Here is a 16,611-nt window from a genome sequence, read left to right as displayed (position 1 = left end):
ATGACAAATAACCTGCAGCCCGCTACCCGGGCCACTAAAATGTTTTTCCTGGTATGCGGGCTAGCCCTGTCAAGTTGGGCGCCAATGGTGCCATTTGCTAAAGACCGTTTACAACTTAATGATAGCAGCCTTGGTCTGTTACTTCTTTTTTTAGGCGCTGGTGCCATTTGTGCGATGCCCTTTGCGGGCTGGCTTATTAACCGTGTTGGTTCAAGGCTGGTTATGGTCGTATCAGCCCTGATAATTGCTTTTAGCTTACCAACCTTGCTGCTGCTTGCTACCTGGGCTACTATGGCGCCTGCCTTATTTGTATTTGGTGCAGGCATAGGCTGTATAGATGTGGCCATGAATAATCACGGCGCCGTTATCCAAAACCATTTGGGTAAACCTATTATGTCATCACTTCACGGCTTGTTTAGTGTAGGGGGTTTGCTTGGCCCTTTGCTAATTGCAATGTTGATCAGGTTAGGATTAGAACCGGTTTTTGGAGCACTTACGGTATCGGTTGTCTTACTGGCTTTAACCTTTAGCCAGCATTCATCCCTTTTAAAGAGTGACGAAGAGAAATCACTTACCGAGCCGCCGCTCAAAGATGTTAAAAATAAAGATCAAAAACCGGCCTGGCTTAATAGTACAGTTATCTTTTTAGGTGCCATGTGTTTCGTAGCGTTTTTGTCGGAAGGTGCAATGCTTGATTGGGGAGCATTATTGCTGCATGATTATAAAGGAGTAGACAAAGCGTTATCAGGTTTGGGTTACGCTTTTTTCTCGGTTGCCATGGCTGTTATGCGCTTGTTTGGCGACAAAATAGTATCCAGGTTTAGTAGTAAAATGGTTGTTGTAACCGGTAGTATAATTGCTTTTGCAGGCTATAGCTGTATACTGTTTGCGCCCTGGATGTCCGTAACGTTGCTTGGATTTGTTTTAATTGGTATTGGCGCTTCCAACATAGTCCCGGTGTTTTTTAGTGCAGCGGGTAGCATGAAAGAAGTTTCCAGCTCAAGCGCGGTATCAATTATGAGTACAATAGGTTACGCGGGGCAGCTGGCCGGGCCAGCACTTTTGGGTCTGTTAGCGCAGCAATTTACCTTGCCAATAGCGCTTTTTGTTACCGGATCAATGTTGTTAGCAGCAGGCTTTTCATACCTGATGTCCGAAGATAAAAAGCGCGGTTAAACATCTCTGCCAGCGGGACAAGAAAGAACCTCCCTATTGCGTAACTCATTTGCGTAAATTTGGATACCTGCCCGGCTTTGGTGCGGGTAATATTAAAGGTGTGGGTAGTATTATTTAAAGGAGTTGTAACATTTTTTGCTGGCATATATCTAATTATCGGTTACAAAAATGAAACCATTTTTGATTGCAGGCTAAGTTCATTGATGTTTATAAAAAATGTTGTTTAAACATCAAACGGTCAATGATAAATTATGATCCATTATGTTAATAATGGATCATAAAAGCGATTTTTAAACGGTATGCTATTAAAAAGACTTTAAACTGAGGTTTAAAACCATGGCTAATAGTTAAAATATGTTAAATATGACTTTTTTTTTGACGTTTTAGATGGATATAGTCGTATTTTTGGGTCATGTTTGTTCTGTGAAGGTTTTTTTTGTAACAATGCTCCGTGTTAACTTTAAATTGATTTGATTTTAACATTGTTAGCACATTTATAAGGTTTTAAATGTTATTTTATCATTATGATAGGTGATGTAATCCATTTGACATTAATATTACAAAAAATAATTTGCACAATTAAAAAGATAGTGTTATCTTTACACCATGCAAACGGAGAGAGATTATCTCCAAGAGCTTTTTAAAATAGTCTTCTCATAATTTAGGTTTATAATTGGTTTAGTAAAGGTCCCTGCCCATCAGGGACCTTACTTGTTTTAAGCCTTTTTTATATACCAAAATCATTTCCACAAAAATACCTTCGTCACATGGATATAGACATCCCTGCTGTTTATAATCAGTTGTTCGGTATTATTTTACAATGCTTACATTGCCGCTATATTTTAAACCATACATTTTTGGGTCAATAATATAGTAATAGGTGCCCATTGGCACAGGCTTGCCTTGAAAGGTGCCATCCCAGGATTTTGTATATCCTATTGTGTGAAAAACCTGTTGGCCGTGGCGGTTAAATATGTCAACCACTGCATTAGGGTAAGCAATTAAGCCGGTGAGTTCCCAGGTATCGTTAATACCGTCGTTGTTGGGTGTAAACGCATTTGTTAATTCTATTTTTGGCGATATAATTACCTGCACGCTTGAAGGTTCGGTAGTACATCCAAGCCCATCCTGAACCACCAGTGTGTAAATGCGGGTTACATCCCCGGTAACTGTTGGGTTTTTTAGGGTAGGGTCATTTAATCCCGTAACCGGCGACCACGTATATGTTGCTTTAGGATCATTAACCGTTGGGGTAAGCTGAGTGGTATTGCCTGGTAATAAGTATTTTGTAGGCCCGGCGCTTATTTTGACAGGCGGTTCCAGTGTTAGTACCACTTGATCTACAGGTATGTAACAATCGTCGGTCATATTGTCGGCTGTAAGCGTTAGCGTAACCTTGCCGGCTGCTATATCTGCCGGGCTGGGCGAGTACGTGGGACTAGCGGCGCCATTTGTCTGTATAGGCGATGAGAATGTACCGGTGCCTGCGCTTGTCCACCTGCCATTGCCGGCCAATATCATTTTTCCTTCTAATACAATGGCCGGATCTTGGTTGCAAACCGCACGGTCGGGCCCAGCATCAGTGCCCGGCAGTCTGGTAAACTTAATTGTCAATACATCAGATGCCCGGGAACAATCGTCTTGTCCGGTCGAGGTTAGAATAAGTGTTATTTCGCCTTTAGCTTTGTCAGCTGCTGAGGGAATGTACAAGCCCGTTAGGTTTGCCGGATCAGGAAAAGATCCGGTACCTGTACCCAAACCCCATTGGCCGGTTGTTGATCCGCCGCCTATCTCGCCTTTTAATTGTACAGATGTGGCGTTTAGGCAGGCTAGTAAGGTGCCGCCTGCATTAGCGCTGTGTTTATCGTTAATTTCGACAAAGTTAGTTTGTCCGCCAATACTTGTACAGCCGTTTTTGCTTATATATAAGGTATATACCCCCCTGGCGGCTTTGGTAACGTTTGATATGTAGGCTTGTGCCAGGTCTGACGTATAGCCATTTGGGCCGGTCCAATTATAGGTGCTGCCTCGCTCTACTGGTCCTGGTATCAGATATAAAGTACTGCCTACACAAATTGGCGCGTTGGTAAATGCCTGCGGTTGGGCAGGTTGGGGTTTAATAGTTATCTTATAGGTAAACGGTGTTTGGCAACCTGTGGTAGCGGCTATATCATAAAAAACATCAACGTACCCGCCTGATATATTGGTTAATGCTTCGGCAATACGATTAGCTGTGGTTGGCGTAGGCGCCGGGATAATGCGTGGGTCGTCTCGTCGTGTCCAGATATAGTTTGCCCCGGATACGTCTGATCGGATGTCATACACTATATCGCTGCCGCTGCATATTTCGCCGCCGTTAGATGGGCTATTGATAGTAACTTTAGGGTTAACTATAACATTCACCGGGTAGGTTGTTGGTGTAGGGCAGTCAGGACTACTAAACGTAAAAATGTAGGTTACCGTAATAGGCGCGGTGGATGTGTTCTCTAAATTTTCATACAATGTAGGGCTGCGCTGATTAGTCACTGCTGGGTTGCTAATGCCGGCAATGGCGGGCCTGGTCCAACTTACTTCAGTAATAGGGGTGTTAAACAAAATGGTATAAAAGCCGCCTGTACTGATTTGTTTGCTGCAAATTGGGGCGGGCGGGAGGCTAACAACCTTCGGTGTAGAAAACACTCTTACCACATAGTCGAAAACCTCACCGCTGCAACCGTTAAAAATTGGGGTTATGCGATAGGTAACGTCAACAGTTGCGCCAGTTGTATTTATCAGCGTTTCTGATATCGTTGAATTTGTCTGATTGGTTACGTCAGCGTTGCTTATTTCGGGTCTTGGTACACGGCTCCAATTAAATGTAGTGCCTGTTTGGTCGGCAGTGATCAGGTAATTTACCGCCCCGTTACAGGTTTCGTCTCGGGCTACGCTGGTAATATGCGGCATGGGCTTTACAATTACATCAACTTTGGTTCTGTCACTACCGCAGCTACCAGCTGCAACCTGTACGTAATAGGTGGTATTGGCTATAAGCGTTGGGGTGTCAAAAACAGAGCCGGTAAAAACAGGCGCGCCCCCACTTATGGTCCTGTACCATGTTATAACACCTGCGGGCAATGGCGAAGTGGCCGTTAACCTTGCCGAGCTGCCATAGCATGTGTTAACAACGGCGTTTGACACAGGCGGCAATGGCTTTGCAGTAACGGTTATATCAATTTGTGTGCGATTGCTGGGTACGTTATTTACTATAGCCTCTAAATAATAAGTATTAACGCCGGCTGTACTTAAAGCAGGTGTAGTAAAACTTGCACCTGTAAATACGGCCGAGCCGTTACTGGCAACCGTATACCATTTGTAGGTATCGGCTACGGGGCCGGTAGCGGTTAGTGTAGCGACCTCATTTTGGCATACAGTGGCGGGGCCGGAGAAGGTTGGGTTGCCCGGTTTGGCATTATAAGTAATTACAACCGTATTAGACACCGCGCCGCATGCAGTGCCCGGATTTGCTGAGGTTAAGGTGAGTGTAATTGGCCCGCTTTCGCCGGTGCCGGGTCGATAAACAGCGTTTAAGGTGCTGTTATTTGGTAAAAAAGTGCCTGTGCCGGCGGTAGCCCATGTACCTGTTGTTACCGCCCCGCCAATGCTACCCGCCAGTTGTGCGTCATCACCTTGTGCGATAGTTTGATTAGGCCCGGCAGTTACAATAACCCTTTGATCAATCCGAATATTAAAGATAGCCGAAACTTCCGGGCAACCACTGGCCGCATCTATAGTGTTTTTTACAATGTAATTACCAGGTGCGCTTGCAGCAAGGTCAATAATCCCTGAACGTATATTTCTGAAGGCTAAACCCGCTGGTGATACAGTGAATTTGCCCGCGCTACCCGTGCTTGGGTAAACGGGCGATGGATTGGCATTTGATTGGCAATAAATTGCAGCGGGATAGGTAAATGTAGCATCGGTAGTTACAACAATGGCAACTCTTTCTGTAGTGAGCGTGCAGCCATTGGTATAAACTATATCATAAATGCCGGGCGTTGTTGCCGCAATATCAATTACGCCTGTGTTGGCATTTATCACCAAACCTGCCGGGCCACTAAAGGTGCCATTCGGGACAGTTATGGTAGGGGCAGGGTTAGTGCTTGTTTTACAATAGGTAGCAGACTCATATTGAAACTGATTGCCGGTAGATGTTACAGTGATGTTTATGGGCGCGCGCTGACTTGAACAAGTGCCATTGTATGATTCGACCCAATACGATGTGTTGCTATTTAAAGTTGGCGTTGTAAAAGATAGCCCTGTACCCAAAACCGGGCCGCCTGATGCCGCCCCGAACCACCTTAAAGTGGCCGCCCCGCTTGCATTTAGCGTGGTAGTGTTGCCGGCACAAACTGGTGCCACGGGTGTAACGGTCGGCGCGCCGGGAGTAGGGTTAACCAAAATATCAACCTGGGTACGCGTACTTGAACAGCCATTGGCAGATGTTTGTACAAAGTAGCTTCTGTTAGCAGGCAATGCAGGCGTATTAAAAGTAGCTCCGCTTGCTACCAGATTACCACCAATAGCCGCGTCAAACCACTCAAAACTAGTGCCCGGGCCAGTTGCTGTTAAAGTTGTGCCCGAGTTGGAGCATACTGCTAAATTACCTGATACTGTTGGTTGTAAAGGTTTATTAATAACGGTAACTATTACTTCTGTACGGCTGCTGGTACAGCCATTTGCTGCTGTTTCAACATAAAAGCTTTTTGTTGACGTCAGTGCGGGTGTTGTAAAAATAGGGCTATTGGCAAGTAAGGGTGTGCCGCCGGTTTCAACATCGTACCAGCTATAGTTGCCGCCAAGCCCGGTTGCTGTAAGCGTAGCCGTTTGCCCCTCGCAAACAGGGGGCACTGCGGTAACTGTTGGCGCTGTGGTAGCCGGGTTAACTGTAACAGCAACCAGCCTTCGCGGGGTACTGGTGCAGCCATTTACTTCTACCTCGACATAAAATGGGGTCGATGAAGTAACCACCGGCCTAAAGGTAGGTGTGTTATCTAATATAGTGGTGCTGGTACTGGTGGCATACCAGCGATAAATGCCCCCGGCAAGTGGCGATGTAACGGCCAATGTAGCTTGGCTGCCCGCGCATGCCGGAGGTACTGTCGCCACATTAGGTATGGCCGGCACTGGGTTTACGGTTATAATAACCTCTCGCCGGGCACCAACGCAGTTGCCTACTGTGGCTTGTACGTAATATCTGGTGGTTGAGGATAAAATGGGCGTGGTATATACCGGGCTTGAAATAAGAGGCGTACCCCCGTTTGGCTGCGTATACCATTCAAATATTGCATTGGCCGGCGCTGTTGCCGATAATGTTACCGAGGTACCACTGCAAGTGCTGGCAGGACCAACTATAGTTGGTGCGTCAGGCGGGGTTAATACTTCGGCCACTACCGGTACGCGGGTGCTAACGCAACCTGCAGTTGTGCCTACAACGTGATAGGTTTTGGTGGCAAAAAGCGCAGGGGTGTTAAAACTGGGCCCGGTGCCAACGCGGGAGCTGCCATCAAACCATTCATAATTGCCAGCGCCGCTGGCACTCAGTGTAACAGATGAGCCGGGGCACGTGCTGCCACCTGCAACATTCGGCGGTGTAATGGGGAAGACGGTAACCAGGGCGCGCGCGCTGGTGCAGCCCCCAATAGTGGTTTCTACATAAAATACGGTTTTAGCTGTAATAGGTGGAGTGACGTAAGTGTCGCCTGTAAACTTAAAAACGCCGTTTTCGTCATACCATTGGTAGGTTCCGCCAGGCCCGGTGGGCTTTAAAGTGGCAGATGAGCCCGGGCAAGCTATAGCATCATCAAGTGCCGGTGGCGTGGGTGTTGTACCTGTTGTTATAGCTATGTTTTTTACAACTGAACAGTTTTGCGCATCAGTGATCGTTACGGTATAGGTGCCGGCTTTATTTACGCTGATAACCGCACCGCTTTCGCCACTGCTCCAGGCGTAGTTAAAGGGAGCGGTCCCGCCGGATGGCGTAGCTGTTAAATAAATAGGAGAACCCGAGCAAACCACCGGGTTAGGTGTAGTTAAAGTTGCATTTAGCGTACATTGGCTGTACGCGCGATTAAATGATATTAGTAAAAGAAAAACAATAAGCTTATTTTTCATATAATGAACCTACCAAATCAAGACTATCAATCGCGCGAAACGTCACGTTTTATCTTGAATTGAATTGGCTTTTTATCAGTTAACTAAATTTGGGATATTTTGTTTTACTATATCTTTATACGTAAACTAGGCTGCAAGTACTGTTTTAAGGTTGTTTTTTGGCTGGTATATTATTTACCTATCCTTTACAAATATTATCCGTGGGCCGATCCTAATTTTAGTCGCATTTGCTTCCTAAAATACAACGCGCAAAGGTTGCACTTTATTGATATGCATGTGGCGGACAGTAGGGGACAGTTTTATTCTTTATTTGCAATAGCTTAGCTAAGCTTATAAGCAGCTTGCAAAGGCCCCCTTTGCATAACTCTTACAGGCAAACCAATTGTGAACCATCAATGCCAGCTATAATTTGAAGATGTGGGTCTTTGATCCGTTCAGGTTTACGGCAATTAACTGATTGTACCGAAATGAATTTGAGAAAACCTTCCAGCCTTGCACTAGCCGCGGCTTTGCTAGCCATTTTTAATGTATTGCCGCTATTGGCACAAGTCGCACCTACAGTGCCCGATAAAGAAGAACTTAACCGCAAGTTTGGCAATTATGACGCAACGGCCTTTAAATCGCCACAAAAAGTATATTACCCTGAAACTTGGTTCCACTTTATTGGTGGTAACGTGTCTAAAAAGGGGATCACTGCCGATCTGGAAGCTATCGCCCGGTCAGGCATCTCGGGCATACAATTATTTCATGGCCAGTTTGGCGGTCCGTGGCCGGGTGTTGAGCCGCAAATAACCTGCTTAAGCCCGTTATGGGAAGATGCTGTTAAGCATGCCGCCCTTGAATGCAAGCGCTTGGGGCTAAAATTTACCATGCAAAACTGCCCGGGTTGGGCAATGGCCGGCGGCCCATGGATAACACCTACAAACGCCATGCGTCACCTGGCCTGGAGCCGCACCGACGTAAAAGGCGGTAAACTGATCAGCCAGCATTTAGAACAACCCCAGCCAAGTAAAGAAGATTGGCGCGATTATAAAGACATCACCGTCTTAACTTTCCCGACACCTGCCGATGATACCGGTTTGCCGCTTTTCCCGGTTTCTGTCAAAGGCAGCGAAGGCGTAAAGTGGGCCGACTTATTGGTTAATTTACCAGCAAAAGCCGTGCGATTAAAGCCTGCCGCCGGTAGCGATCCATATTGGGTAGAAATTAACTTTGCGGATACAGTTACCGTACGGACTATAGAGTTGCCCAGCGTAAACAGCTTTATTCACGCGTGGATCTATGAGCCAGGTGTTAAAGTAAAAGTTCAAGCGATACTGCCTAATGGCAAAATTAAAGAGATTTTAAATGATGATATCCCCGCCTCCAATTGGCAGGATAACAGGCCGCTGTCATTAGCTTTGCCTGAAGTAAAGGGTGCAAAAACATTTAAGGTGTGGATTGAGAACAAGCATGATATGCAGCTTAATTACATCCGCTTTTTTACAGCCGCGCGCAAAAATAACTGGGAAGCCGAAGCCGGTTGGACCCTGCGCAAAATTGACCGCAGCGGTACAACCTACGCACAATCTGCCAAAAGCTACATTGATCCTGCCCGGATAGTTGACATTACCAAAATGGTTGACGCCCAGGGTAACATTAAGTGGACCGCCCCTATTGGCAACTGGACAATTCTGCGCATAGGGCATGTCAATACCGGTAAAAAGAATGGCCCCGCCCCACCCGAAGGTACAGGCTGGGAATGTGATAAACTATCAGAAGCAGGTGCCGACGCGCATTTTGCGGGCTACATAGGCCGTTTATCGGGCAGTGGCGGTCCGCTTGACGGTGGCTTGTTAACCGGGATGCTGATGGACAGTTGGGAGTGCGAAACACAAACCTGGACCAACAATATGGAGTCCGAATTTGCCCGCATTACCACTTATCCGCTGCGTAAATGGCTGCCCGCGGTTTTTGGGTATGTGCTAAAAGATCAGGAGACTACATTCCGTTTTCTGCATGATTGGCGGGGTGCCATAAATGATTTGCACACCCACAAGTTTTTTGGGCGCATGGCGCAATTGGCCAAAGGCAACCACCTGTCTGTATCCTACGAAACCGCTGCCGGTGATGTTACGCCGACAGATATTTTAGAATACTATAAGTTTGCCGATGTACCGATGTGCGAGTTTTGGCAGCCATTTTCTAATGGCTATGTCGGCACTTTAAACTTTAAGCCCGTAAAGCCGGCCGCGTCCGCAGCACGCATTTATGGTAAGCCGCGTTTGGCAGCCGAGGCGTTTACATCTTTTGAGTTAACCTGGGACGAGCAGTGGCAAATGCTTAAGGATGTGGCCAACGTAAACAGTGTTGAAGGGGTAACGCATTTGGTTTATCATACCTACACGCACAACCCAATTAATGATTCAATTAAACCGGGCACATCCTTTGGCGCGGGCATTGGTACGCCATTTTTGCGCGGGCAAACCTGGTGGCAGCACATGCCCGCTTTTAACAGCTATTTTGCCCGCTTAAGCTATATGCTGGAACGTGGTAAACCAGTAAGTGACGTGTTATGGTACCTGGGCGATGAGATAGATCACAAGCCTGATCAAAATGCGCTTTTCCCTGCGGGATATAAATATGATTACTGTAACCCTGATGTGTTGCTAAACCGTTTATCGGTCAATAATGGCGCGCTGGTTACGCCCGAAGGTATTCAATATAAAGTGTTATGGCTGCCGGAGACAACGCATATGCTGCCACAAACGCTTGAGAAACTGGCCGCGTTGATCCGTTCCGGGGCGACCATTGTCGGCAATGCACCAAAAAGCATAGTAACACTTAGCGGAGGCGCCAATGCCCAGGCTCGCTTTAACAGCGCGGTAAAATCCATTTGGAGCGCCAATGCAAAAGGCCTGCGCCAAATAGGTAAAGGCGTCATCATATCCGGTACTACATTGGCCAACGCGTTGAACCTGTTAAAAATGACCCCCGATGTTACTACAGACAACGCGCTTTGGACCCACCGCCGTACAGAAGGCGCCGACTGGTACTTCGTCACTGCACCTAAAGGACAGGCTTTTAACGGAACGATAGACTTTAAAAACACCGGCAGCATTGAGCTGTGGGATCCGGTAATGGGTACCAGCAAGCCGATATTTGGCACGGTAAAAAATGGCCGTACGCAAGTAGCTTTAGATCTGGCGCAGGCGGGGGCATGCTTTGTAGTGTTTAACCATAATAAAGCACAAACGGTAGCCGCTAAACTATCGCAAAGCAAAACGGTTGCTACTATCCCATTAACCGAGCCGTGGAGCCTGGCTTTCCCGGGCGGTTGGGATGCGCCAAGATCGGTACAAATAACAGAACTAATACCATGGAAAGATCTGGACACGTCTACGGAAGGTAAAGCATTTTCAGGCACGGCTATTTATAGCACAAGTTTTAATATAGACAAACTTGACCCAAGTACAAACAACATGCTTGACTTAGGCAGGGCCGACATGATAGCCCGTGTAACCTTAAACGGCAAACTACTTGGCACGCTATGGTGCGCCCCGTACCGTTTAAACTTGGGTAGTAACCTAATAAACGGCAAAAACGAACTGAAGATAGAAGTAACCGGCACCTGGTATAACCGCCTGGTTTATGATGCCGGCCAGCCCGAAGCTAAACGCAAAACCTGGACAATAAACGGCCCATCAAAAAGCGCGGCTTTGCGCAGCAGCGGGTTAATTGGGCCGGTAAGTATTAAGCTTAGTAAGGATCTATAGATAGACTGGATATGCTAACACATTAAAGTTCGGAGCCATAAATGGCAGGGTCCCTTTCAGGAGATGCTGCGGAGACAAAAAAGTTTTTAGGACGAGATACAGGATGAAGTTCTCGCAGTGTCTCTCGAAGAGGATACTGCGATGTGTGGAACGGAAATTTGTACGTGGAGGGTCGCTGACAGGCCAGACAAAAGATCTTTCGCTAGGGCGGAAATGACATGTTTGTAGCGTTAGATATTCCATTTTTACCAACAATCTTGTTTCATTTAGCGCATTTTGGCTGTTTTACAAGTAGTTTTATATCAACTATTTAACCAAAAATCTTGTTTCTTTTTGTTTCACTTTGTTTTTGTAATACACTAATAATCAACAGATTAGTCCTATATCTTGTTTCACTTGTTTCATCTGTTGCACACACGCGTGAAACAAAACGAATGATGGGGGAGATTGGGTCCATCTTCGGCACATTTGCAAACATAAAGACCGGGTTATCTACCTATAGAAGTGGACAACCCGGTCTCATTTTAGCCCATTTTCCCGGTTCTATTTAGTCTCCGCAACCATCCTGCGGAAATTTACTGCGCTGGCTGCGATGTCCTGGCTATTGCTTAGCCAGTTGTACTCGTATTCGGCAGATAGTGCGCCTTTGAAGCCCTGGCGTTTAAGTTCGGCAATTACACCTTTTATGTTTGATACGCCCTCGCCCCAATGTACGTCATGACCGTTCTTGCCAATCTCATTAAGGTCTTTCATGTGTGAGTGCAGTACATGGCCTTCTAATTTCTTAAGGCACTCAACCGGGTCAAGGTTTGAGCGGGTCCAGTGACCGATATCGGCACAGGCGCCGATGCGGTTGCTCTGGCCTTTAATAGCATTAAGGATGATATCCGGATTCCAGTAGTGTGATGGGTTCGGGTGGTTGTGTATAGCAACATTGATCTGGTACTGATCTGCCAATTTTGATAGTAGCGGGATATCTTTTTCGTTAGGCTCAGAGGTAATGGTGCCTATGCCCATAGCTTTGCAAAACTCAAATAGTTTAACCCAGCCCGCTTCGTTGTTGGCACCGGTTACGCCAAAGGCTACCAACTTTACATTTTTAGCTGCAAGCATAGCCAATACGGCTTTGCGGGTAGCGTCGTCCATATCCGGGCCCATGTTGCCTTGCAAACCGCCGCCAATTTTCTGGCCCGGGAAAGCTTCAACGTAGCGTAAGTTACAGCTGTCTATTTTACGTATAGCGTCGGCAAAAGTAAAACGGTTAAAAGAGTAAGCTTGCGAGCCTAGTTTCCAGCCTAGTTTTTCTTCAGGGTTATTTGTTTTGGCCGATCCGCTTTTTTGAGCCGTACAGGCTGCTAAAATTAAAAGCGAACACAAGGCGGCAACTGACGCCAGCCTAAGGGTTTTGTTAATTTTCATTGATTGATTTTTATAATTGGTTATTGTTTTTATACATGTTATCAAAGCCTTTTTATACCGCTAAACCGAACCGTGCGTAACCCAAACCTTGGCATAGCCACATTTACACTTGTTGCAGTTGTTGTTTTGGTAATAGCCAGTTTTTGAATTACATCGCCGTTAAGCGCTACAAGTTCGGCTTTAGTAGCAAGACCATCAAGTGTTATTTTTTTTGGCTGATTATCGCCTTCGGCATTAAATAACCGTATCAACAAATCATCGCCGGATACTGTAACTGACGAAACTTCAAGCCCGCTACCTAATACGTTAACCAACGAGCGCGACCACTCACCCACCTGCGGAGTACCCTCCGTTACTACGGCCTTCAAAGGCTCGTTAAACTGCGTGCTCTCGGTCCATATCCCTGCTTTATCCCATTTACCGGCGTGCGGCACTAAGGCATAATTCATTTCGGTAGGATATTTAAGCGAATAGTTGCGTCCCCAAAGGCCAACACCCGAGTAGGCGACATCCAAACCCAAGGGGTAATCGGTACCGTGCGCATAATTTGTGGTATGGTCTGTAAGCATGGCCATGCCGTAAGTGTTGTTGGCGTCGGTAATGTCAACCCAATTTAGCACCACGTTATTTTTGATACTATCCCAACTGTTAAAAAAAGTGTTTTGCAGCTTGCTTTCGGTCACATCAAACGGTGCGTTTTTGTAAACTTTTTGGCCTTTAAGGTTAAGTGGAAACAATGTTAGTAGTTTATCCCTGTCATCATAAAACGCTTTACGTAATGATATAGCATCGTATTTGTTTTGCTGGTAATCATTGCCAATGCCCTGGTTGCCGGTCCAGTCTATCTTTAAACTTACGTCGATGCGTTTTTGCCCTTGGGTGAAAGTAAGTATTTGTGTAAATGGATTATTAGAAATTGAGCCTTTAACCTGTAGCTTAATCTGCACCGGTCCCTCTTCTAAAATCGTCACCTCGGCAGCGTTATCTGCACTTGATTTAAAGCCACCGTCTTTGAAAAAATTTCCGCGTAATTCATTAAACCGGCGGTCATCTGTTTTGTCTACAAACTCTTTATTGCCTAATTTTCTGGCGATAAGGCTTTCTATGGTTCCGCCTTTGGCTGGATCGATGATTACGGTGTATAGGTCGGTCTCAACTTTGTACTTATGCGCTATCTTACTTACCCGCGCAAATCCGTAAGGCATTACTGACTTATAAGCTATTGGTCTTACCGGCGCATTCGGCTTTACTGAATATGTTATATATCCTAAGGCAGGTGCCTCAGCTTTGAATACTATTTTCCGGTTTTTTAAAATCTGGTTAGAAATCGCATGATTATTTTGATCACTTATTTTTACATAACTACCCCAGCCTTTAGGTATGTCTACGGTCACCATCTCGCTACGTTTTATGCTCAGGGTGTTAAATACCTTTATATGTAGAACATCAGACTTCCCTATACCTATCATTGCAGCCGTCGAGGCTACTACAACACTATCCGTATTTTTATTGGTGATGCCTGTCCACGTCACCACCTTGTCAGCCCAGGTATTGCCCTGCCCAATGTTGTAAGGGACTATCCAGCAATCATGATGTTGTGACAGTAGCAGTCTCGTCCAGCCCTGATCAAGCGCGGCTTTTGGCCATGGGGCATTTTTATACACCCTTGCCATAGCAGCCAGCTTTTCGGCCATCACCAAATTGTTCTCGGACACACGCACTTGCCGGGCTATGCGCTGCAAAATCTGCGACCCCCATACCAAGCTGGTTTGAACATCTTCCTGACTAAATTTCCAGCTCTCGGTTGGGGTTTTTATAGAGGAGTTATCTACGTAATCTGTCCAGGTACGATATTCGGTAGGCTGGTAACCGCCTTTGCCATCCCCCATGAGCGGGCCGCCTTTCCATCCGGCATCCTGCAAGGTCATGGCTACGGGGTTTTTAATACCGGCATTAAAAGCCGCGTTTATAAAAGGTTGGTTGTTGCTATGTCCGATGGTTTCCCAGGTCGAATTTGGCTTTAATGCCTCAATGCCATACCGGGGTACAGTTACCAAAGCGGTACCGTCGGGGCCTATCCAATTAACCAGTTCGCCACCATAGGCGCGCACATAACCACCCCACAAAGTATTGGGGTTTTTTAGCGCTGCGTACTTATAGCCAAACGACTTTAAGATCTGCGGCAACGCGCTGGTATAACAAGGCTCTTCGGACGAATAGGTGGTAAATACCGCGGTAGGAAAATGTTGTTTAACCGCCTCAATACCGTAAGAAAACTGGCGTATTACACTTTCGCCGCTAACGTTATACATGTAAGCTTGCCCATAAGCCGGGCTTACATACTCTATCCGTCGGCTCGCGATGTGCTGGTCGGCAAAGAGCGCTTTGAACTCATTATAGCCTTTCTCATCTTTTGCTTTGGCCATGTCCCAGGTTTCGGGCTCAATTTCAATGTTGATCTTCCAGTCGGGATGCGCCTTCATTTGATCGACAATAAAACTGGTGTAGTTGGTTGGGTAATGGCCCCAGAAACCGCCATGGTAGCCGTCTATCATATAAGCTTTTTGCTGCGCGATAGCCGTATTTGTAATTAACAGGCTGAAGGCCAGTAAAATGTTCGACACTGTTTTTTTTCGCATGGCCAAATTGATAGTCGGTAAAAAAATAAATGCGGGTTAATTGATTGGTTATAAAAGCCCGAAAGTAAAGCTACTAAATCAATTTAGCAAACGCGGTTTCAAAATTGTTACAAATTAGCTAATCTTAGCTGCTGATGAACTGCGGATATGTAGTTGACCGGGAATTACTATTTGCTGCGTCTGCAAAATATCCGTCGCACCGTTAAGCTTATTTAACAGTAAATTGATAACCTGATTAGCAATTTGTTGAATGGGCTGCGCGATAGCCGTAACAGGGGGTGAGTGTAGCTGAAATACATCGTAATCATCAAAAGATATCACTGCCAAATCATCAGGCACTTTTAACCCTAATTGCTGAATAGCTTTCAGGCCGCAGGCGCCAACATGGTTAGTGCCAAATACCACCGCGTCAAGCTGTTTGTGTTGATTCAAAAAATCTAATATGGGCTTGGTGATATCCTGGTCATTGCGCGAAAAAAGTACCTCGGCTACAAAGTGTTCAAGGTTGTTTTGTTTAATAGCATCCAGGTAGCCCTGCAACCTGTCGCGCATTTGCACCTGCGGGTTGGCAAAAGTTATAAAGGCTATTTTTTTATAGCCGTTTTTGGCAAGCATGTTGGTAGCCTGGTGAGTGCCGGCTTTGTTATCGGTTATTACGTAGTCTGTATCCGCGTGTTGCAGGTAGCGGTCAAAAAGCACAACGGGCAGGTTGTTTTTTTGCAGGCTGAGGATGTCATCTTCAATCCCCTCGGGCGGCGCAATGATGTAACCGTCCACATGGCGGTCTTGAAATATGCCAATCATGTCTTTGGTTTTGGCAGTATCGTTATCGGTGCTGCAATAGGTAATGCGGTAGCCGTTCTGATACGCGCGGTCTTCAATTAAGCGGGCAATGCTGGCGAAGAAAGGGTTTGAAATATCCTCGACCATTAAAGCAATGGTGTTTGATTTGCCTGTGCGGAGACTTTTGGCCAAGAGGTTGGGTTTATAACCCACCTCTTCTACATATTGGACAACCTTATCCACCAATTTTTTGCTGATACGCTTCTCTTCGGCCTGGCCATTTAAAATAAAGGAAACCGAGGTTTTAGAAATATTGAGCGCTTCGGCTATATCAGCAATGGACAGTCTTTTCTTCACAGGTTATGGCATATTGCAAAATCTGCGAAGCCCAAATATAAGGCATACGTTAATTTGCTTTAAGGTGCTAAAAGTACTGATTTAGTTTGCAGTTTTTCGGCTAAAAATTTTCGGCAATCGGTGCGCCACACAATATGTTTGCAGATCTAACTTCTCGACAAAAATAATCGCCTAAAAAATAATTATTAATTGCGAGTTAATAAATTAGGGCAAGTGGATGTGGCCTTTTAAAAGCCAAAAAAGATTTTTTTATTAGTTATCCACATTTCTGGAAAGCGTAAAACAAATGGTTTTAAAAAATTCAATCGACTGATTATTAGATTTCTATAGTG

Annotated in this window: 6 protein-coding genes; 2 read left to right on the top strand and 4 right to left on the bottom strand. The window is 45.8% G+C overall.

Features of this window, described 5'->3' with window-relative positions; all coding sequences use genetic code 11:
• Positions 1-1,176: an MFS transporter gene (locus ACFSYC_RS08940; RefSeq protein ID WP_377125963.1), complete on the top strand. Its 1,176-nt coding sequence runs from the start codon at positions 1-3 to the stop codon at positions 1,174-1,176.
• Positions 1,177-1,986: 810 nt separating this feature from the next.
• On the opposite strand, the gene ACFSYC_RS08935 is transcribed toward ACFSYC_RS08940, so the two are convergent.
• Positions 1,987-7,326, bottom strand: a complete 5,340-nt coding sequence (locus ACFSYC_RS08935; RefSeq protein WP_377125960.1) for an Ig-like domain-containing protein — start codon at positions 7,324-7,326, stop codon at positions 1,987-1,989.
• Between the two features lie 467 nt (positions 7,327-7,793).
• On the opposite strand from ACFSYC_RS08935, the gene ACFSYC_RS08930 reads away from it, so the two are divergent.
• Entirely contained in the window at positions 7,794-11,081 is a 3,288-nt protein-coding gene (locus ACFSYC_RS08930; RefSeq protein WP_377125957.1) for a glycosyl hydrolase, read from the top strand.
• Between the two features lie 543 nt (positions 11,082-11,624).
• Here the strand turns inward: ACFSYC_RS08930 and ACFSYC_RS08925 are convergent.
• The 3 genes from ACFSYC_RS08925 to ACFSYC_RS08915 form a co-directional block, all read right to left on the bottom strand.
• Positions 11,625-12,500, bottom strand: coding sequence for a sugar phosphate isomerase/epimerase family protein (locus ACFSYC_RS08925; protein WP_377125954.1), 876 nt, complete (start codon positions 12,498-12,500; stop codon positions 11,625-11,627).
• 41 nt (positions 12,501-12,541) lie between these two features.
• The gene (locus ACFSYC_RS08920) at positions 12,542-15,139 is read right to left on the bottom strand and encodes a glycoside hydrolase family 38 C-terminal domain-containing protein (protein ID WP_377125952.1); all 2,598 of its coding nucleotides are present in this window, start codon (positions 15,137-15,139) and stop codon (positions 12,542-12,544) included.
• Between the two features lie 114 nt (positions 15,140-15,253).
• Complete coding sequence (locus ACFSYC_RS08915; protein WP_377125949.1) at positions 15,254-16,279, bottom strand: LacI family DNA-binding transcriptional regulator; 1,026 nt, start codon at positions 16,277-16,279, stop codon at positions 15,254-15,256.
• Between the last annotated feature and the right edge of the window lie 332 nt (positions 16,280-16,611).

Origin of the sequence: Mucilaginibacter antarcticus, from assembly GCF_042686155.1 — a bacterium.
Taxonomy (GTDB): domain Bacteria; phylum Bacteroidota; class Bacteroidia; order Sphingobacteriales; family Sphingobacteriaceae; genus Mucilaginibacter; species Mucilaginibacter antarcticus.
This window is presented reverse-complemented; position numbering and strand designations above follow the sequence as displayed.

Coding starts and splice junctions, on each gene's coding strand:
- ACFSYC_RS08940 (WP_377125963.1), top strand. CDS start 1: ATGACAAATAACCTGCAGCCCGCTACCCGGGCCACTAAAATGTTTTTC.
- ACFSYC_RS08920 (WP_377125952.1), bottom strand. CDS start 15,139: ATGCGAAAAAAAACAGTGTCGAACATTTTACTGGCCTTCAGCCTGTTA.
- ACFSYC_RS08925 (WP_377125954.1), bottom strand. CDS start 12,500: ATGAAAATTAACAAAACCCTTAGGCTGGCGTCAGTTGCCGCCTTGTGT.
- ACFSYC_RS08935 (WP_377125960.1), bottom strand. CDS start 7,326: ATGAAAAATAAGCTTATTGTTTTTCTTTTACTAATATCATTTAATCGC.
- ACFSYC_RS08930 (WP_377125957.1), top strand. CDS start 7,794: ATGAATTTGAGAAAACCTTCCAGCCTTGCACTAGCCGCGGCTTTGCTA.